General features: G+C 65.5%; 16 protein-coding genes. 9 read left to right on the top strand and 7 right to left on the bottom strand.

Annotation, left to right across the window (positions count from 1 at the left end):
• The first annotated feature begins 12 nt into the window (after nt 1-12).
• Complete coding sequence (locus JOF47_RS07735; RefSeq protein ID WP_209997036.1) at nt 13-1,092, top strand: DegV family protein; 1,080 nt, start codon at nt 13-15, stop codon at nt 1,090-1,092.
• Nucleotides 1,093-1,116: 24 nt separating this feature from the next.
• Here JOF47_RS07735 and JOF47_RS07730 read toward each other — a convergent pair whose 3' ends face one another.
• Complete coding sequence (locus tag JOF47_RS07730; protein WP_209997035.1) at nt 1,117-2,535, bottom strand: MFS transporter; 1,419 nt, start codon at nt 2,533-2,535, stop codon at nt 1,117-1,119.
• Nucleotides 2,536-2,930: 395 nt separating this feature from the next.
• Here JOF47_RS07730 and JOF47_RS07725 point away from each other — a divergent pair, with 395 nt between their 5' ends.
• The 3 genes from JOF47_RS07725 to holA all read left to right on the top strand — a co-directional run bounded on the left by JOF47_RS07725 (nt 2,931) and on the right by holA (nt 7,781).
• Nucleotides 2,931-3,170 carry a DUF2188 domain-containing protein gene (locus JOF47_RS07725; RefSeq protein ID WP_209997034.1) on the top strand — a complete coding sequence of 80 codons (240 nt, stop codon included), beginning with the start codon at nt 2,931-2,933 and terminating at the stop codon, nt 3,168-3,170.
• Nucleotides 3,171-3,459: 289 nt separating this feature from the next.
• Nucleotides 3,460-4,194: a ComEA family DNA-binding protein gene (locus JOF47_RS07720; RefSeq protein WP_209997033.1), complete on the top strand. Its 735-nt coding sequence runs from the start codon at nt 3,460-3,462 to the stop codon at nt 4,192-4,194.
• The gene (gene holA / locus JOF47_RS22495) at nt 4,191-7,781 is read left to right on the top strand and encodes a DNA polymerase III subunit delta (protein WP_209997032.1); all 3,591 of its coding nucleotides are present in this window, start codon (nt 4,191-4,193) and stop codon (nt 7,779-7,781) included. Before JOF47_RS07720 ends, holA begins: the two co-directional genes overlap by 4 nt.
• A 17-nt stretch (nt 7,782-7,798) precedes the next feature.
• On the opposite strand, the gene JOF47_RS07710 is transcribed toward holA, so the two are convergent.
• The 3 genes from JOF47_RS07710 to JOF47_RS07700 all read right to left on the bottom strand — a co-directional run bounded on the left by JOF47_RS07710 (nt 7,799) and on the right by JOF47_RS07700 (nt 10,023).
• Nucleotides 7,799-8,587: a phosphatase PAP2 family protein gene (locus tag JOF47_RS07710; protein ID WP_245356298.1), complete on the bottom strand. Its 789-nt coding sequence runs from the start codon at nt 8,585-8,587 to the stop codon at nt 7,799-7,801.
• Nucleotides 8,588-8,860: 273 nt separating this feature from the next.
• On the bottom strand, nt 8,861-9,121 hold the full coding sequence (gene rpsT, locus JOF47_RS07705; RefSeq protein WP_209997031.1) for a 30S ribosomal protein S20: 261 nt from the start codon (nt 9,119-9,121) through the stop codon (nt 8,861-8,863).
• A 278-nt stretch (nt 9,122-9,399) separates the two neighbouring features.
• Nucleotides 9,400-10,023 carry a type II toxin-antitoxin system PemK/MazF family toxin gene (locus tag JOF47_RS07700; RefSeq protein WP_209997030.1) on the bottom strand — a complete coding sequence of 208 codons (624 nt, stop codon included), beginning with the start codon at nt 10,021-10,023 and terminating at the stop codon, nt 9,400-9,402.
• A 131-nt stretch (nt 10,024-10,154) separates the two neighbouring features.
• Here JOF47_RS07700 and lepA point away from each other — a divergent pair, with 131 nt between their 5' ends.
• Both lepA and hemW read left to right on the top strand, forming a co-directional pair.
• The gene (lepA, locus tag JOF47_RS07695; protein WP_209997029.1) at nt 10,155-11,999 is read left to right on the top strand and encodes a translation elongation factor 4; all 1,845 of its coding nucleotides are present in this window, start codon (nt 10,155-10,157) and stop codon (nt 11,997-11,999) included.
• A gap of 2 nt (nt 12,000-12,001) precedes the next feature.
• Nucleotides 12,002-13,231: a radical SAM family heme chaperone HemW gene (hemW, locus tag JOF47_RS07690; RefSeq protein ID WP_209997028.1), complete on the top strand. Its 1,230-nt coding sequence runs from the start codon at nt 12,002-12,004 to the stop codon at nt 13,229-13,231.
• Nucleotides 13,232-13,576: 345 nt separating this feature from the next.
• Here hemW and JOF47_RS07685 read toward each other — a convergent pair whose 3' ends face one another.
• Nucleotides 13,577-13,993, bottom strand: coding sequence for a DUF4870 domain-containing protein (locus JOF47_RS07685; protein WP_209997027.1), 417 nt, complete (start codon nt 13,991-13,993; stop codon nt 13,577-13,579).
• A 231-nt stretch (nt 13,994-14,224) separates the two neighbouring features.
• On the bottom strand, nt 14,225-15,088 hold the full coding sequence (locus JOF47_RS07680; protein ID WP_209997026.1) for a DUF3097 domain-containing protein: 864 nt from the start codon (nt 15,086-15,088) through the stop codon (nt 14,225-14,227).
• 214 nt (nt 15,089-15,302) lie between these two features.
• Here JOF47_RS07680 and hrcA point away from each other — a divergent pair, with 214 nt between their 5' ends.
• From hrcA to JOF47_RS07665, 3 genes are read left to right on the top strand one after another with little or no spacing between them, the layout of a single operon-like run.
• Complete coding sequence (hrcA, locus tag JOF47_RS07675; RefSeq protein WP_209997025.1) at nt 15,303-16,316, top strand: heat-inducible transcriptional repressor HrcA; 1,014 nt, start codon at nt 15,303-15,305, stop codon at nt 16,314-16,316.
• A gap of 50 nt (nt 16,317-16,366) precedes the next feature.
• Complete coding sequence (gene dnaJ, locus JOF47_RS07670) at nt 16,367-17,497, top strand: molecular chaperone DnaJ (RefSeq protein WP_209997024.1); 1,131 nt, start codon at nt 16,367-16,369, stop codon at nt 17,495-17,497.
• Nucleotides 17,494-18,297: a 16S rRNA (uracil(1498)-N(3))-methyltransferase gene (locus JOF47_RS07665; protein ID WP_209997023.1), complete on the top strand. Its 804-nt coding sequence runs from the start codon at nt 17,494-17,496 to the stop codon at nt 18,295-18,297. Before dnaJ ends, JOF47_RS07665 begins: the two co-directional genes overlap by 4 nt.
• A gap of 119 nt (nt 18,298-18,416) precedes the next feature.
• Here JOF47_RS07665 and JOF47_RS07660 read toward each other — a convergent pair whose 3' ends face one another.
• Nucleotides 18,417-19,364, bottom strand: a complete 948-nt coding sequence (locus JOF47_RS07660; RefSeq protein WP_209997022.1) for a GerMN domain-containing protein — start codon at nt 19,362-19,364, stop codon at nt 18,417-18,419.
• Between the last annotated feature and the right edge of the window lie 271 nt (nt 19,365-19,635).

Genomic DNA, 19,635 nt, shown 5'->3' with positions numbered 1-19,635 from the left:
TAGCCTAACCATATGGATCCAGACCAGTTGCCCGTCCGACCGCCGTGGCAGACACGCACCGGCGGTTGGGTGGACAAATTGCGCCAGCGGATGGACCGCCCCGAACACGGCGGTCCGGGCGGGCGCGGATTCATCCCCGTCGGGGTTGTCACCGATTCGGCGGCGGCCCTTCCGGCCGACTGGGCCAAGGCCCACGGGCGCTACCTGCGGGTGGTGCCCATGCCGGTGATGATCGACCACCAGATCTACTCCGAGGGCACCGACGACGTGCCGCACGAACTCGCCCTCGGTTTGGCCATGGGCAAGTCCGTGCGCACCTCGCGCCCGGCGCCCGGCCAAATGCTGCGCGCCTACCAGGAGCTTGCCGCCGCGGGGGTCAAGCGGATCATCTCCATCCACCTCTCCGGCTCGCTCTCCGGCACCGTGGAGGCCGCCCGCCTGGCGGCGCCGCAGTCCCCGGTCCCGGTCACCGTCGTCGACTCGCTCACCGTCGCCCTCGCCGAGGGCTTTGCGGTGATGGACGTCGTCGAGGCGGCCGGCGCCGGTGCCGGCCTCGAGGAACTGGTGGACATGGCGGGCCGCGCAGCGGAAAACCACGTGTTTTTTGCCGTGCCCTCCCTTGAACAGTTGCGCCGCGGCGGGCGGATCGGCACGATGGCCTCGGTGCTGGGTACCCTGTTGAACGTGAAGCCGATCCTGAGCGTCTGCGACGGGCACGTCATCGCCCACGAAAAGGTCAGGACGCAGTCCCGCACCCTGGCCCGGCTGGTCGCGATAGCCCGCGAGGAGGCCGCCGCGCGCGGCCCCGAGGTGCGCCTTGCCGTGCACTACTTCGGCAACGATGCCGCCGCCGAGGAAATCGTGCAGGAACTTGCCGGCGCCTCTCGCTTCGAGGTCCTGGCCGTTCCCGTCCCTGCGGTGCTGGGCGCGCACACCGGAGCCGGCGTGCTGGCCGTCGCCATCGGCGGCGGAACCGCGCCCCGACCGCCCGGACCGGACGCGGCCAAACCGCGCCGGGAGCAGCGGCCCAAGCACGGCGGGGATTCCGGGACCGCGCTGCGCCCGGAGGTTCCGGCGGCGACCCAGGAGTAGGGTTGCGCGCAGGGCGATGCTTGCTCAGGGCTTGGTTCCCCCGTTGACGTTCCGGTCGTGGCAGGCCGCCGCGGCCTCCGGCGCAACGGGCGGGGCCGGCACGGGCAGGTTGCGGATGCCGATCGCGGAGATCGCGGAGCCCGCAAACAGGAGCGCCGCCGTGACAAGCAAGACCCTGTGGAAGGAAGCGTAGTCCAGGGTGGCTCCGACGATCGTGCCCGTGGCCGCGACGGAAACCAACCCCGCAACGCGGGCCACGGCATTGTTGATGGCCGATCCGATGCCGCTGCGGTCCGCCGCGATTGACCCCAGCACTGCCGCGGTCAGCGGCGCCACCGTGACCGACAGGCCCAACCCGAACAGCACCACCCCGGGCAGGATCTGCCACCAGTAATCCAGCGGTTCCCGGGACGTGAGCATCAGCAGGAACCCGCACCCGGCCAGCAGCGGCCCGAGCGCCATGAACAGGCGCGGTCCGTGCTTCCCGGCCAGCGTGCCGAACAGGGCGGAGAAGCTCAGCGACATGATGGTCAGCGGGAGCGTGGCCAAACCCGCGGCCAGGGCGGAGAACCCGGCAACCTCCTGCAGGAAAATCGGGATGATGAACATCCCCAGCGACAGGCCGGCGTAGATCGAGGCCGTGGCAAGGTTGCCGACGCCGAAGTTCCGGATCCGGAACAGCCCCAGCGGCATCATGGGGTGTTTGGCGCGCGCCTGCCACCAGATGAAGCCGGCCAGGCAAACCAGCCCCGCGACGAAGGGCACCAGCACCAGCGGGCTGTTCCAGCCCAGCGTGCCCTGCATGATCAACGCAAAGACGGTTCCCGCCAGACCGAGTGCCGCAAGCAGTGCGCCCGGGATATCGACGTGGGCGCCCCCGGTCCCGTGCGCCGGGTCGTGCAGCCTGGCCAGCAGCGCCATGGTCGCGGCGATCGGCACCACGTTGATGCCAAAGACCCAGCGCCAGCCGATGGTGTCGACCAGCACCCCGCCAAGCAGCGGGCCGACGATGAATGCCGTGCCGGTCCACCCCGTCCACAGGCCGATGGCCCTGGCACGGGGCTCCTCCTTGAAGGTGGAGGTGATCAGCGCCAGCGAACTGGGCACCAGCAGGGCCGCCGCGGCGCCCTGGAGCAGCCGCGCCACAACCAGCACCGGGCCCGAGGGCGCCATGGCGCACAGAAGGGAAGCCGCGCCGAACAGCAGCAGCCCGGTCCGCAGCACCCGGACGCGGCCGTATGCATCGGAGAGGGCGCCTGCCACAAGGATCAGCGAGCCGAGGGTCAGCAGATAACCGTCAAGCACCCACTGCTGGAGGGCCAGTCCGCCGCCGAGGTCCGAGGCGATGGCCGGCAACGCCACGTTGACGATCGACCCGTCGAGAAACGCCACGAAGGAGGCCAGGATCGCCACCCACAGGACCACCCGTTCATGTGAAGTCATGCGGCGTTCCATTTGTCCCCTCCTGCCGGGGCCCCGGGTTGGCCTCCCTGCACGGGGACGCCGCCGTACACCCGCGGCTATACGCGGACCGGCTGCGCTCCAAGGGCCGTTCCCTTACGACAGAAGGTAGAACCGCGTGCACGAGGTGTCAACGACGGGGGAGCCGCCGGCGGCATCCGGCGATGGTTTGTGGCCTCTTTCGCCCGAGTTCCGGCATCCGTCCGTGCAGTACCGGCGACGAGCCGAACCCGCCAGTGGGAGTCGATTTTCGGGTCGCTCGTTATTGCTTTTGACCAGCGGCAGGTGTCCACTGTGTATAGGGCCTGCGCCACGGTGAACGTGGCCGTGTGGCGGGGACCGGACAATATTTATGGAACAACCTCCAGGAGGATGCCATGTCCGCAGAACCGGCTGAGCAGAAGACTGTGAAGCCTTGGGTCTATCGCGTGATGCCCGTCGAAGGCGAGGATAACAAGAAGTGGGACCTGCACAAGGTCCGGACCAGCAAGCATACGCACTTCCACACCGTTAAAGAAGCGGTTGCCGCGGCCCACGAGGAAGCCGGCACGCACCCGGCCCACATCGTCATCCACGCCCTTGACGGCCATGCCTACCGCGAGTACGACCTGAGCTGAAAGCGCATGAAGCCAGCCGCAATCCGACCGCAGCGAACGCGTGGCCGAATCCCGGCAGTGCAGACGATGGCCCACTTTGCCGTGCAAACACGCACCCGTGTTTGCACGGCAAAGTGGCGTCGGGGCACTGGTTGACGATGTGGGTTGAATGGACGTTTGCCGGAATAGTGATGAACGGGTGACTTGCGGGCGGCATTCCACGCGCGTTTGCATCGGTCCGACCTTGGAGTTCTCCACACCTTGGCCGGGGGAGTGACCCAAGACCGGAGCAATGCGTTGAACTGATGGCATGGGCAGACACGATTGGGCGGAACGTGCGGCCGCCCCAAACCTGGCGCAGGCACCGGGTCGCCTACGCGTTCTTGTCGGCAGGTCCGCAGTCATCGTTCTGGTCATCGGTGCGCTGAGCTGGATCTCGGTATCCATCGTTTTCAACCCGCCGCCGGGCAGCCCGAAACAGATCCAATCCGTGCCGTTGGCCGTCGACGGAAGCTCCGTGCCGGCAGAAAAGAGAACCGTCGAACAAGATCCGAGTGAACAAAGCGGGCAATCGCCGACGACCGGAAGCGAGGGTGCCGGTGCCAGCGTCGTCGTCCACGTCATCGGAGCGGTCAAGAAACCGGGCGTGTACGAGTTACCGCTGGGCTCCCGCGTGCTGGACGCGGTCAACCGCGCCGGCGGATTGCACAAGAACGCGGCGCCGGAGGCCATCAACTTGGCGGCCGAAGTCATTGACGGGCAGCAGCTTCGCATTCCGCTCCGTGGCGAGCGCTCAGTTCCCGCGGTCCAAGCGCCCGATGCGGCGGCCCCAAACGCCGGCGCTCCGGGCGGCATGCTGAACATCAACACCGCCACCAGTGCGGAACTTGAAGCGCTGCCCGGCATCGGCCCCGCGCTGGCCAAACGCATCATCGACTTCCGGCAATCCAACGGTGCATTCAAGAACCTCGCCGAACTTGATGCCGTCAGCGGCATCGGTCCGGCAATGCTGGCAACATTGCGCCAAAAGGTGGACTTCCAGTGAGCCGGGGCGCCGCGGGCGGACCCCTGTGGCGTTCGTTGCCAAGCCGGTTGTGGCGGCAGATGGCCGCGCACGCCGGCCGCAAGCCCAATGCGGTCGCTGCCGAGGAAGAGCCGCTCAGGTTGGACCTGCGCGGACTGTGGTGCCTGATCGGGGCCTGGGCCGCCGCGCTTGTGGGGGTGCGCCTGACCGTGCCGCAGCAGGGATGGGTGGCGCTCCTGGTCCTGGGCTTGTCCGGGCTCGGCGTGCTGTTGCTGCTGCGTACCAGGCACGCCCTGTTCGGCGGGGACACCGCCCCGGTATTCGCGGCACCCGCGCTGATGTGCGCAGCGGCCGGCCTGGTGCTGGCGAACCTCGCGCTCAGCGGGGCAACCACCGTGCCCGAACCGCTTCGCCAGGCCGCCGAAGACTCTGCTGTCGTCCGGCTCCGGGTCGAGCTGGCAGGCACTCCGAGAGCAGCCCTCGTGGCCGACAAGTTTTCCCAAGATGCCCCTGGGCACACCCGCTACCAGATTGAGGCACGCGCCGGGTCGATGCGCAGCGGTGACATGTGGCTCCCTGCCGATGCTCAAGCCACTCTGGACTACGGAGAATCGCTGGCCCCGGTCGGCACGGCGCCCACGCGCGGCACCCATGTGGAGGTGCTGGCCCGCATCACGCCGGCACCGGCCGGGCAGCGCAGCCGTTTCCGGCTCACGGCGGTGGCCCCGTTAGCGCTCTTGGGGACCGACAACCCACCAACCGTTGCCGAACACATGCGCCAAAAGTTCCAACAGCACGCGATGGCGCTGCCCGAGCCGGGGCGGGCGCTGCTTCCTGCGATGGTGTACGGGGATCGCGGCGGCCAAGGCCAGGAACTCTCCGACGCCATGAAGGCCGCGGGGTTGTCGCACCTGAGTGCCGTCAGCGGGGCAAACTGCGCCATGGTGCTCGGCGCGGTCTTTGCCTCGTGTCGCCTCTTCGGCGCGCCGAGATTGATGACCCTGTTTTTGGGAATTGCCGCCCTTTACGGGTTCGTGCTGTTGGTCGGCTACGAGCCCAGCGTGTTGCGCGCGGCCGTCATGGGAGCCATTGCCGCGCTCTCGGTGCGCTCCTCGAGGGGACGCAACGGGCTCTCGGCGCTGTGCCTTGCGGTGGTCGTGTTGCTGGCCATCGACCCCTACCTGGCGGGGGAGGCCGCGTTCCAGCTCTCCGCACTGGCCACGGCGGGGATCGTGCTCATCGGGCGCAGGCTTGCCGACAAGCTCTCACGGTGGCTGCCGCAATTCCTCGCCGAGGGAACGGCCATCGCCGTCGCGGCCCAGATCGCCTGCCTGCCGGTGTTGGTCGCCCTCAGCCCCTCCTTTTCGCTGTACTCGGTGCCCGCCAACCTGTTGGTTGCCCCGCTCATTCCATGGATCACCATCATGGGCACAGTGGGCATCGTGGTGCTCCTGTTCTCGGCACCGCTTGGCGCACTGTTGATCTGGGCCGCCGGCATTCCGGCGGCCGGAGTTGGACTTGTCGGAATGTGGGTGGCGGAATTGCCGGGCGCGCTGAGGCCTTGGCCCGCGGGCGTCCTGGGCGTCGCCCTGGCCTGGATGTTGTTTATCGCCGTTTTCTTCTCGCTGGGCTATGCGCCGGAGCGTCCCGGAACCTGGCGGTCGCGGATCCCCATGGGGGTCCAAGCCGTGGCAACGGGGTTGCTTCTGGGCCTCACCCTTCCCGTGACGGCTCTGGTTCCGGCACCGGCCGTGGCATGGCTGGTGGTGGCCTGCGACGTGGGCCAGGGCGACGGACTGGTGCTCAATGCCGGGGCGGCCGGGGCGATTGTCGTTGACACCGGAAGGGAACCGCCAGACATCGATGCCTGCCTGCGCCGCCTGCGCGTCGAGAAGATCGCCGCGGTCTTCATCACGCACCAACATGCCGACCATGACGGAGGGATCGCCGGAGCCGGGCGAAATCGTCAGGTGGGGCAGCTGTTCTATTCGGTGCTCGATGACCCGGCGAAGCCGCCGGAAGTCAACGGGCTCAAGGGCGATCAATTGGTTTCCGGAGACCATGGCAACGCCGGGACGGTGAGTTGGCGGGTTCTGGCACCAAGCCGCACGGATGCCAAGTTGGATGAAAATGATGCCTCACTGGTCATTCGCTTCGAAATGCAGGTGCCCGGAAGCAACCGGGTTGTTTCAATGTTGGCGACCGGCGACATGCAGGAAACGCCGATGGGCACGCTGCTGGCCTCCGGGGCCGTGCAACAGGCCGACATCTTGAAGATCGCACACCACGGGGCGGCCAACGGCGGCACCGAAATCATCGAGGTTGCGCGCCCCCTGGTGGCGCTGATCAGCGTGGGGAAGGACAACACGTACGGGCATCCGAGCCCGGACATCACCGGGGCCCTGCAGCAAAGGGGCGTGCCGGCGCTGCGCACCGACGAGCACGGCACGCTCGTCCTTGGCTGGGTAAATGGCGGGCTCAGCGTTTCGGCGCTGGAAACACAGCAACCGGCACAGCAGTTCGGGATGGAAACCCGTCCGAAAATCCCTAATGCGGGCGTTGCGGATAGTATTTATGGGGTTCTCCATTCACTACGTAAGGGTTCGGTCATGGCTGCGGCACGAGGCACAACTAAGAGCGCCGGGATTTCCTGGCGGGACGTCTCCCCGGCGGCGATCATCCTGTTGCAAGGCTCCGAGGAGCTACTTGCGTCCCGTTCCTTTGAGAAGGTCCGGGCAACCCTGCGGGCCGGCGCGGAAGTCGAACTCACGCGCTTTGAAGCCAACTCGTATGAACGCGGTGAATTGCTGCTGGCTTCCAGCCCTTCACTGTTCAGCGAAACCAAACTCATCGAGGTTCGCCAGCTGGCCAACATGAACGAGGACTTCCTAAACGATGCCCTCGAGTACGCCAAGGCCCCGGCACCCAACACCACGCTCATCATGCACCACGGCGGGGGAGTGCGCGGCAAGAAGCTGCTGGATGCGCTCAAGGCTGCCGGAGTGGTCATTGTGGACTGCCAACCGCTGAAAAAGGATGCGGAGAAGATCGATTTCGTCACCCAGGAATTCAAGGCAGCCAAGCGGCGCCTGAGCCCCGAAGCCGCCAGGGCCTTGGTTGCGGCGCTGGGCAGCGACCTTTCCGAATTGTCCGCGGCATGTTCTCAGCTGCTGCAGGACACCACCGGGGCGATCGACCAGGACGTGGTGGACAAGTACTACGGCGGCCGGGTCGAAGCCACGGGTTTCAAGGTTGCCGACGCGGCAATGATGGGACGAGCCGACGTGGCACTTTCCACGCTTCGGCACGCCCTTGCCACGGGAACCGATCCGGTGCCGATCGTCGCAACGCTCGCGATGAAGCTGCGCCAGGTTGCCAAGGTGGCCGGGGTCAGAAAGTCCGCAGGCCAGCTAGCAAGCGAACTGGGCATGCCCCCGTGGCAGGTGCAGCAAGCCCAGGAGCAGGCCCGCTACTGGAGTGCGGACGACCTGGGCCGCTGCATCCGCCTGGTTGCCGAGGCCGACGCCCAGGTGAAGGGTGCTTCACGCGATCCCGAGTACGCCGTCGAACGCGCGGTCACCCAGATAGCCCTGGCTGCCCGGCGCTAGGTCCAACCGTTCGGCAGCTACCGCTGAATTCCGCACTCGCGAGCATAGCGGTGGGGCTCAAGGGGAATCGGGCCGAAGCGTTCCAGGAAGCGCAGTCTCGCACGGGTTCGTGCCGCATGGCGGTTCCACAGGCCCGAGAAGAACATCACGGCGGCCGAGGCCGTCGAGACGGCTGCAACGACATCCGTTGGGTAGTGCACGCCGATGTAGATCCGGGAGAGCGCCAAGGCCACAACCATGGACGTAGCCCGAATCACCGCCGCATTCCGCCATCGGGTTCCACTGGCCAGGTAGTAGACGGCGAAGGCCAAGCCCACGGCCAGGCAGACGTGTCCACTGGGGAAACTGTCGAATCCCGTTTCCGGGGCCAGCGGGTCCGCCAGCAATGTGGGGTTCGGACGGGGTCGCGCCACGATGACCTTGAACACCTGCGAGGAGAGCCAGCCCACGGACGCAACGGCCCCGAATCCGATGGCGTTGACGGGTGAACGCCGGAGCAGCAGGAGAAACAGGCAGATCGCGGCCGGAAGGATTGCGCCGCCGAGTGGACTGAAGATGGTGCTAAGCAGAAGGGCCATCTCGTTAAGCAGCGTGTCGTGATGTCGGCTGATCTGCTGGTCGACCGCCAGTTCGCCTGTGGAGTAACCGGGTAGGAACTTTGCGCTGAAACCAACGGCCGGCACGAGCGCAAGCATTGCGGCGGGTATCAGCACCCGTGATTTCAGTTGCGGCAGAACCAACATCCGCATGCGTTCGCCGAATTGTGAACCCAGGTCCGCGGTCCGGGTCGTGCTGGCTTTACTCATCTGGCGGTCCGCTCATTTCAGCATCCGGGGTCAAGGGGCGAACGGCGCCGTCACCAGACACCGACCTGCCGAGGCCGCCGGCCTGTTCCGTACGTTGGCCTTGAGGGATCCGCTGGTTGGCTGGGTGCTTCCCTCCGGAGAAGTCGTGGTTCAGGGACCCGTATTCCTGCTGGGCACAGGTTCTGGAATTCAGGCGGGAAACCAGGGGCCCGCTTAAACAAGTAGGTCCTCCACCCAATTGGGTGGAGGACCTACTATGCAGTGAAGCAATCCTTAGAGGGCGTTAACCTTCTTGGAGATGGCCGACTTGTGGTTTGCTGCGTTGTTCTTGTGCAGCACACCCTTGGTGACGGCCTTGTCAATCTTGCGGCCAGCGGTTACCAGTGCGGTAGAGGCTGCTTCCTTGTCCTCGGACACAACGGCAGTGTTTACTGCGCGGATTGCGGTCTTCAGCTCGGACTTGATTGCAGCGTTACGCTGGCGTGCCTTCTCGTTGGTGAGAATGCGCTTCTTCTGGGACTTGATATTTGCCACTGTTTTAAACTCTCTTGCTCATCGCTTATATGGTCGGTGAGGGATATCTTCCGGGCCATTGACTGAGCGGCGTGGGGATACCTATGGCGACCCGGGAGAAGTGCCCGTCGACCTGCGCGGACACACAAGAAGTAATACTATCAGGTTCGCATCGAAGTCACGATTCATTCGCGGAATCGAGGACGTGATGCGGGTCAAGTTTTCGTGCCGGCAGTGACCTGCAATTCGCACTGAAACAGCACTTCAGACCGGAAATTCCCGATGTGTTGCCCCGCAGCCTAGGAACTGAGTCGGCCCGCGACACGCGAGAAAACCTGCTTGTTCAAGACGGCCCCCTCACGCCTGATGCCCGAAGGCCTGAGTCGGATCAGGCGATCAATCTTGACCTCACTAGGCCGCCCCTGCTTGTCCCACGGACCCGATCCGATGTCGACATAGTCCCTATCGGAGTGACCCGGATTGTTGTGGTCCTTGGATGTCAGCATGAGGGCCAACAGGTACTTTCCGTCTTTTCCCACCAGGAGGACCGGGCGGTCCTTGCCTTGGCTGAAGTCCTCTTCATACGGGACCCAAGCCCAAACGATTTCGCCGGGATCCGGCTGTCCGTTGGCTACGGGGTTGTAGACGGGCTTCACTGCACCATGGAAGTCGCCCGGGTAGTCGCCGTTTTCCCACCCCAGTGCCGAGTCTGAATCGGTGTGCACCGGCTTGGAGGCGTTGCGCGCACCGGCCGGAGCGGCGGATCTGGGCTTGGGTGCCGGTTTTGCTCCTGTTGCGGCTGTCCGGGAGCGAGTCGGGGCGGGCTTGGTGCCCTCATTTGCATTCGTGTCGTTCTGGGATTTCAGGAATCCTTCAAGGACTCGACCGAGAAACCCGAAGAATTTATTGGCGTTGAACTTCATCTGGCCAAACTATCAGGAGCAACACCTCGTGCCGATTGTGCGACACCGGCGTCGCGGCATGGGAGAATGGCCATTGCGAAGCAATTCGCTGCCAACTTACTTTTCCACTCCTTATTAGCGAGGTCCCTTACGTGTCACCCATGGCCCGCACCGCACCGGTGCCTGCCGCGACAGATCCGGCGATCATCAGAAACTTCTGCATCATCGCCCACATCGACCACGGCAAGTCGACCCTGGCCGACCGCATGTTGCAGCTCACCGGAGTCGTCTCCTCACGCGATATGAAGGCCCAGTACCTGGACCGGATGGACATTGAACGCGAACGCGGCATCACCATCAAGTCACAGGCCGTACGCATGCCATGGGAGGTCGACGGGCAGTCCTACGCACTGAACATGATCGACACCCCGGGGCACGTCGACTTCACCTATGAAGTATCGCGTTCCCTGGCGGCCTGCGAAGGCGCCATCCTCCTGGTTGACGCGGCACAGGGCATCGAAGCCCAGACCCTGGCCAACCTGTACCTGGCCATGGAGAATGACATGACGATCATTCCCGTGCTGAACAAGATCGATCTTCCCGCGGCGCAGCCCGAAAAGTACGCGGCGGAGATTTCCAAGCTCATCGGCTGCGATCCCGAGGACATCCTTCAGGTTTCCGGCAAGACCGGCATGGGCGTCGAGGCCCTGCTGGACAAGGTCGTTCGCGACCTTCCGGCACCGGTCGGGGACCCGAATGCTCCGGCGCGTGCCATGATCTTCGACTCGGTCTACGACACCTACCGCGGCGTTGTCACCTACGTCCGAGTCGTTGACGGCAACCTCTCGCCGCGCGAGAAGGTCCAGATGATGTCCACCGGCACCGTCTACGACCTGCTGGAAATCGGTGTCTCCTCACCGGAGCCGGTTCCCACCAAGGGCCTGGGCGTCGGCGAGGTCGGCTACCTGATCACCGGCGTGAAGGACGTGCGCCAGTCCAAGGTCGGCGACACCGTCACCAACTTTGCCAAGCCGGCCGAGAAGTCGCTGGGCGGCTATCAGGACCCGAAGCCCATGGTCTTCTCCGGCCTGTACCCGATCGACGGTTCGGACTACCCGGCACTGCGCGACGCGCTGGACAAACTGCAGCTCAACGATGCTGCCCTGACCTACGTCCCGGAGACCTCCGTAGCCCTGGGCTTCGGCTTCCGCGTCGGCTTCCTGGGCCTGTTGCACCTAGAAATCACCCGCGAACGCCTCGAAGCCGAGTTCAATCTGGACTTGATCTCCACCGCGCCGAACGTGGTGTACGAGGTCATGACCGATGACAAGAAGATGCGCACCGTGACCAACCCGAGCGAGTTCCCCGACGGGAAGATCCTCGAGGTCCACGAGCCGATGGTTGCCGGCACGATCCTGGCACCGAACGAATTCGTCGGCGCAATCATGGAACTGTGCCAGTCGCGCCGTGGCGTCATGCGCGGCATGGACTACCTCTCCGAGGAACGCGTGGAGATCCGCTACTGGCTTCCGCTGGCCGAGATCGTCTTCGACTTCTTCGACGTATTGAAGTCCAAGACCCGCGGCTACGCCTCGCTGGACTGGAAGGCCGACGGCGAACAGATCTCGGACCTGGTCAAGGTCGACATTTTGCTCCAGGGCGAACAGGTCGACGCGTTCAGTGCCGTCACCCACCGCGACAAGGCTTACGCCTACGGCAACATGATGACCCAGAAACTGCGCGAACTGATTCCTCGCCAGCAGTTCGAGGTGCCGATCCAGGCAGCCATCGGTTCGCGCATCATCGCCCGTGAGAGCATCCGTGCCATCCGCAAGGACGTTCTGGCCAAGTGCTACGGCGGCGACATCAGCCGTAAGCGCAAGCTGCTGGAAAAGCAGAAGGCCGGCAAGAAGCGGATGAAGATGGTCGGCCGCGTGGAGGTTCCCCAGGAAGCCTTCATCGTTGCCTTGTCATCCGACGAGCCCAAGAAGAAGTAATAATGCCAGGTGCTTTGCCCCTCGGGGATCCGGCACCATCGGACGGGTTGCTTCCGGCAACCTGCGCCGATGGTGCCGTGGACCGGACCTTTTCGGTCTACGTCCACATTCCGTTTTGCGCCGTGCGCTGCGGCTACTGCGACTTCAACACGTACACGGCCCATGAGCTCGGCTCGGGTTCCAGCCAGGACACCTATGCGGAAGCGGTCTCCTCGGAGATCGCCTTTGGCGCCAAGGTCCTGGAGGAATCCGGCGTGCCGCGGCGCAGCGTGTCCACCGTCTTCTTCGGCGGCGGAACCCCCACGCTGTTGCCCGCCGAGGACCTGGTCCGCGTGCTGCGTGAAATCCGCACCCAATGGGACCTGGCTCCCGACGCGGAAATCACCACGGAGGCCAACCCGGATTCGGTGACGCCGGAGTCCCTGCAGCTGCTGGCCGACGGCGGGTTCACCCGCGTGTCGATCGGCATGCAGTCCGCGGTCCCGCATGTCCTGAAAACCCTTGACCGCACGCACAACCCCGAGCGGGTCGGTCTGGCCGTGCAATGGGCGAAGGCTGCGGGCCTGCAGGTGAGCGTCGACCTGATTTACGGCACGCCGGGGGAGTCGATCGAGGATTGGCGCACCAGCGTCAACACTGCGCTGAGCTACGACCCCGACCATATTTCCGCCTACGCGCTGATCATCGAGGACGGAACGCGGCTTGCCGGGCAGATCCGCCGCGGCGAGGTCGCAAACATCGACGATGACGACCACGCCGACAAGTACCTGATCGCCGACGAACTTTTCGCCGCTGCCGGGTACAACTGGTACGAGGTCAGCAACTGGTCGAAGGACGCGGACAGCCGCTGCCTGCACAACCTTGCCTATTGGCAAGGTGGCGACTGGTGGGGCGCCGGGCCCGGGGCGCACTCCCACGTCGGCGGGCTGCGTTGGTGGAACGTCAAGCACCCTGCCGCCTACCAGCAGCGCATCGATGCAGGCACCTCGCCCGCCGCGGGACGTGAGACCCCGGACGAGGACGCCCGCTACCTGGAACGGGCCATGTTGTTGACACGCATCGTCGACGGCATGGACACCGCCGAACTGAAGCCCGAGGGCCGGAAGGCAATTGCCGGCTTGATTGCCGATGGCTTGGTGGTCCCCGAGGCGGCATTTGCCAAGAAGGTTGTCTTGACGTTGCAGGGACGGCTATTGGCCGATGCCGTGTTGCGGCGCCTGCTGGATTTCTAGGGAGCACTTCGCCGCCATAGCAGGTGGATCCTACAAAGGTGGGTGGCGGGTTGGAATTCCAGCCCGCCACCCACCTTTGTCATCTGGAGCAGGTGTCCTTGCAGAGCCGGTGCTGCCGTCAGGGGACCGCGGCGGCGTCTCCGCTCGCCAGCTTGGATGGTTTTCGGTCCGGCCGGGCCCGGGGAGTCTCGGCCCAGCGCGTCGATGAACGGTGCACAAAATGCGGTGGCCTGGACCGCTGCCGGAATGACCGGGCAAAGATCAAAAACCGGCTCGGGTGCTCTCCAAATCGTAAGGGGCACTGCCTTGTCGGCAATGCCCCTTACGATCCCACCCGGCTCTTTGCTACTTGAACAGCCGAAGGTTGAACGGGTAGCGGTAGGGGCGGGACTTGTTCGCGTTGATGCCCGCCTTGACGCCGCTGACGGTGAGGAAAATCCAGATTGCCACGACGAGGACCGCGAAGACCCATCCAATGACGGGAATCAGCGAGAGCAGGTTCAGCAGCACTGCCAGGACCGTGAGCGGAAACGTGAAGTTGAGCGCTTCCTTGGATTCCTGCGCGGTGAACGGCCCGCGCGAGCGGTACACGTAGTAGATGATGGCCGAGGGGATGCACCCAAGGATCGCGCCGAAGTGGGCGATGGTTGCCCACTGGCGATCTTCGGCAGGCGTCAGGGGCAGCGGGGCATCCGAGGAACCTTCGAATCGGTCCGGCTGGCCATTGCCTTCGCCGGGTGACTGTCGTGCCTCGTTGACCACTGCTGGTGTCCTCTTCGTTGCTGTTGGTGAATCGTTGGACAGTTTATCGCCAATCCAACGGGTCCATAGAATCGAACCGCGGCTTTGGGCGAGTCCCGGCCGGATGGTGAACGGTTATCCCCTGACTTGCGCCACCTTTGGGTTGCCCACGTGCCCGATCATAAGCGAAGCGTGAGCATTCTCACGGTGCTGACATTTTTCCGGCCGGGCGCGTCGCCGGTGGATGGAGAGTTATTCGGGCCCGTGGTCGCCTGCGGTGAGGAAGTCGATGACCTCTTCAACGCGGCCCAACAGCGAAGGTTCCAGATCCGCATAGCTTCGCACCTGCCCCAGGATGCGTTCCCATCCCTGGGCCACGTCGACCTGTTCCCGGTGCGGCCAGCCCAGGCCCTTGAGGATGCCGGTTTTCCAGTCCGTTCCGCGCGGCACCACCGGCCATGCCTTGATGCCCAGCACCGTGGGGCGCACGGCTTGCCACACGTCGACGTACGGGTGGCCGACAATCAGCACATTGCCGGCCGCGCCCGGAACCCGCATGGCCTCTGCGGCGATCTTTGCCTCCTTGGTGCCGGAAACCAAATGGTCGACGAGGATTCCAAGCTTGCGCTGCGGGCCGGGGGAGAAATCGCGGATGGCGGCAGCCAGGTCATCGACTCCGTGCAGGGGCTCGACGACAATGCCCTCCACGCGCAGGTCGTGGCCCCAGACCTTTTCAACCAGCTGGGCGTCGTGTTTGCCTTCCACCCAAATGCGGCTTGCCCGGGCGGTGCGGGCCCGCAGGTCGGTGACCATTCGCGACCCCGAGGCGCTGCGCGCCGTGCCCTGCTTGGCCGGCTGCGCGGCAACCGGTTCGGTGATTTCCACGGGCTCTCCCTCGAGCAGGAAGCCGAAACCCGTGCGGAAGGACTTGGTCCGGCCTGCCCGGTCCTCCAGGGCCATCACGCGCATGCCGCCGGATTTTTCCATGCGGACAACCTCTCCCACCCAGCCGCTTTCGACGTCTTCGAGCAGCAAGCCCAGGCTCAGCGGGACCTTGCGGAGCTGTCGTCGTGCGGGGGCGCTCATGTCTTGGGCGCCCCAGGTGTAATTGGTCATGGTTTCACTTTCCGGTGCCGGTGGTCGCATGCTGCGGCGGTGGGGCGTGTGGTGAACGCGGCACCGCCGTGTTTGAACAAACCATGCTAACAACCCAGCCGGACGTATTAGACTTAGCACTTGGACATGTCGAGTGCTAAAGGCCGCAAATTCGCGGGCCCGGGCACCCAGATGCGTCGTCGACCGTATCAATCTGGTAGTCAGGAGGGTAAGAATGACCGAACCGCGCAGGCTTGAGGTCCTCCGAGCCATCGTTGAAGACTATGTCAAGTCCCGTGAGCCGGTGGGTTCGCGGGCCCTGCTGGATCGGCACAACCTCGGCGTCTCGGCCGCTACCATCCGCAACGACATGGCTTCGCTTGAGGAAGAGGGCTTTATTGTTGCCCCGCACACTTCCTCCGGGCGGATCCCCACAGAGAAGGGCTACCGCCATTTCGTCGACCAAATCGGCGACATCAAGCCGCTCTCGCCAGCCGAGCGACGTGCCATTGCCGCGCTGATCGAGGGCTCGCACGACCTCAATGAGGTCCTCGAAAACACCGTCCGCCTGCTGGCAAGCATCACCCAGCAGGTGGCGCTCATCCAGGTGCCGCATTACTCAAACGCCACGGTCCGCCACATCGAGCTCGTGGGCCTTGGCGCCGGGCAGACACTCGTTGTCCTCATTGCCTCCAGCGGCAAGGTTGAACAGCGGGTCATTCTTTTGCCCCCGGAAACCGGCGAAGAAGACCTCCAGCGCCTGCGCGCGGTGTTCCTCGCGGTGTTGGACAACCGACCCATTGCAGATGTCTCAAAACTCTGCGGAGGTCCCACGGACCTGGTCGAACCACGACTGCTGCACGCGGCACGGGCCATCGCCGAGGCGTTGGGGGCGCTGGCTCGCAACAACACCGTGGACCGGATGGTCATGGCCGGCACCGCAAACCTGGCCCGCGCAAACCGCGACTTCCCGTTGAGCATCACCCCGGTCCTCGAGGCGCTTGAGGAACAGGTTGTGCTGCTGCGCTTGTTCTCCGAACTGGAACAGGACGCACACGGGATCGCGGTGGGCATCGGAACCGAAAACCAGTACGGCGCCCTCACGGAGGCCTCGGTGGTCGCGACCGGCTACGGGCCGGGCGAACAATCGATGATCGGCGTGTTGGGCCCGACCCGCATGAACTACCCCACCTCGATGGCCGCCGTGCGCGCCGTCGCCAGATATCTTTCCCGCATCTTGGCCGGCTGACCGCCGGGCCATTGTCAATTTTTGAAGTACGAAAGGACACAGCGAGCACTGTGAGCACTCACTACGAAGTTCTGGGCGTCAGCAAGGACGCCACGGGCGAAGAGATCAAGAAGGCCTACCGCAAGTTGGCCCGCAAGCTACACCCCGATGTGAACCCGGGGGAGGACGCCTCGGAGCAGTTCAAGCTGGTGACCCGCGCCTACGAGGTGCTCGCCGACGCGGACAAGCGCGCCAACTACGATGCCACGGGCAACGAAAACGGCACGGGCCAGACCGGTTTCGGCGGAGGCGGCGGTTTCGGCGGCGGCTTCGGGGACATCTTCGAGCAGTTCTTCGGCGGAGGCCAGGCCCAGGGCCCGGCCTCGCGCACCCAGCGCGGCCGCGACGCGCTGATCACGGCGACGATCGACCTTGCCGATGCGGTGGCCGGCACCGTGTACCCGCTGGACATGGAAACCGCCGTCACCTGCCCCACCTGCGAGGGTACCTGCTGCCGCAAGGGCACCTCGCCCGTCACCTGCAGCATCTGTCACGGCGCCGGCCAGGTCCAGCGCCCGGTCCGCTCCTTCCTGGGCCAGATGATGACCGTGGAGACCTGTGCGGCCTGCCGCGGCTTCGGCACCACCATCCCGGATCCCTGCATCGACTGCAACGGCCAGGGCCGCATCCGCGAACGCATCTCCAAGCAGCTCAAGGTCCCCGCCGGCGTTGCCAGCGGCACCCGCATCCACCTGGCGGGCCAGGGCGAGGCGGGTCCCGGCGGCGGTCCCAACGGCGACCTGTACGTGGAGATCGAGGTGCGCCGCCACAAGGTCTTCGAACGCGAGGGCGTCGACCTTCACGCACGCATGAACGTCCCGATGACGGCGGCCGCGCTCGGCGCGGACCTGAAACTGGAGACCTTCGACGGCGCCCAGGTCATCGAGGTCGAATCCGGCGCGCAGTCCGGCGACACGGTTCGCCTGGCCGGCTACGGCGTTCCGCGCCTGCGCGGCGGCAAGCGCGGCGACATCATCGTGCACCTGCACGTCGAGACTCCGACCAAGGTCGACGCGGCACAGCGCGAGCTGCTCGAGCAGCTGGCCAAGCTGCGCGGCGAGGAATTCGCCGAGGGCCGCATGGAAAACAGCGGCGGGATGTTCTCCCGCCTGCGCGGCAAGCTCGGCAACCTGGGCTCATGAGCAACCAGTGCTTCTTCATGGAGCCCGGGTCCATCGGCGACCCCGCCGTGGGTTCCGTGCTCACCCTTGAGGGGCCCGAGGCCCACCACGCGGTGAACGTGAAGCGCGTGCGCGGCGGGGAGACGATCGACCTTGTCGACGGCACCGGCGTGCGCGCACGCGTCGAGGTGCTGGACACCGACAAGTCCTCCCTGCGCGCCACGGTGGCTTCCGTCGAGCACGAGGAGGCCCAACCGGTCCGCATCACCCTGGTGCAGGCGCTGGCCAAGGGCGACCGCGACCTGCAGGCAGTCGAGTCCGCGGTGGAGCTCGGCATCGACGCGGTGCGCCCGTGGCAGTCCGAACGCGCGATCGTGCGCTGGAACGAGGCCAAGGCCGCCAAGGCGCTGGGCAAGTGGGAAGCGACGGTGCTCAGCGCGCTGAAGCAATCCAGGCGCACGTTCCTGCCCGAGGTCCTGCCGATGCTTTCCACCCCGGCGCTGGCCAAGTCCATGGCGGCCGCGGCGGACGCCGGGACTCCGGTGCTGGTGCTGGTGCTGCACGAACGCGGTGCCGCCTCGGTGGCCGACGTCGTCGGGACCTGGGCCGCCGAGCACGCCCGGGAGCTGGCCGCCGGCAAGGCGCCGCGCGCCGAGGTACACCTGGTCGTCGGGCCCGAGGGCGGGATCTCGGACCACGAGATTGACCAGTTCCTGGCCGCCGGCGCCAAGGTGGCGCTGCTGGGCCAACACGTGCTGCGCGCCTCGACCGCGGGGCCCGCGGCGCTGGTGCTCGTCAGGCACCTGCTCGGACAGCTTTAGGAAGCGGCCCCTGACGCAGGCAAAAAGATCCCTGTGCCGGATTCCCCTTGGTGGGGGATCCGACACAGGGATCTTTGCGTTGGCGGTGTTTGGTCGGTGCGGCTAGGTCGGCGGGAATCTCAGTCCTCCACCGTGAAGTCCTTGGATTCGATGGCGACCCGCTTGTCAGTGGTCGCGTCGACGCCCCATGCGGTGAACGTGTAGTCGCCGGCCTCGAGCTTGTGGCTGAAGGAGAATTCGTTGGTGTCCAGGCCGTCGCCGCCCGTGGGCAGCTGGCCGGAGGCGACGGGCTCGGTCGATTCGCTTTTGGTCTTCAGCGGGTTCATGGACTTCCTCCGCCGGATCTCCCAGAATTCCCCGCCGGGGAAACTGGCGCTCAGGCCGCGGAAATCCACCTGCCCGGCGGGCACGGTGCTGCCGGCTTGCGGGTCGATGACCCACAGCGGGGCCGCAAGCTTGGAATCGCGGGTGAAGGTCTGGTCCAGCGGAATCTGGCCGAAGGCCAGGAAGTCGCTCGATCCGTCGACCTGGATCCGCACGCTCGGTTCGATGCCGTCGGAGAGGATGCCGGCGTTGGCCGCCGCGGCCGTGGCAGTGAACACCAATTGCGCGATCGACCGCTCCGCGAGGCCGCGGTCCAGCGACGCGCCAAACGCCTTTTTGCCCAGGTCGATGGTGATCATGTTCCCGGGGCTCACCGAGGCACCGATCGAGTTGCTCGGCCGCCACAGGTTGAAATAGTCGGTGTCATGCGGCTTCGAGTTCAGCATGTAGCGCACCGATGCGGCGATCGGATCCCCGACCCCGGGGATCTGCACGAACTCCCGATAGAGACGCACCGTTCCGTCCGATTCCGAGAGCCAGTAGACGGGCATGCTGCGGTCGGTGCTCAAGGGCTCCATCTCGACCGCCGACAACGGGGCGGCCGAATGGACGTCGGCGTTCGATGCGGGCATCGAGAACTGCTCGGCGCCGGTCCCCAGACCGCAGGAGGCCGAGGTTCCAAGCAGCGCCGTGAGTGCCAAGACCGCAATGCGGGAATGGGCGGCGCGACGGGATCGGGACATCGGAAATAGTGGCTCTCTGGGAGAAAGGGAACTAAAAGCAGGGGTGCATCCGCATCGGGGGAGTTGGCGGGCTTTCCCCAGCCTTGCACAAATTTTCCCTCGAGGGGGGCGCCGATCCGCGTTTTGCGGGGACTGTTGCCTGATTGATATATTCGCGGGCCGGCAGGCGGGCCGCCCGCGCGCCAATGGCCGGTGCCACAAGGGCAGGATAAGATGGACGAGGTGCAGGGACCATTGGCCGCGGAAGGACCGCAGGCCTTAGTCGCCCACA

The sequence above is a fragment of the Paeniglutamicibacter kerguelensis genome, from assembly GCF_017876535.1.
Classification (GTDB): Bacteria; Actinomycetota; Actinomycetes; order Actinomycetales; family Micrococcaceae; genus Paeniglutamicibacter; species Paeniglutamicibacter kerguelensis.
Note: the sequence above shows the minus strand (reverse complement) of the source record. Positions and strands in the feature narration are given on the sequence as shown.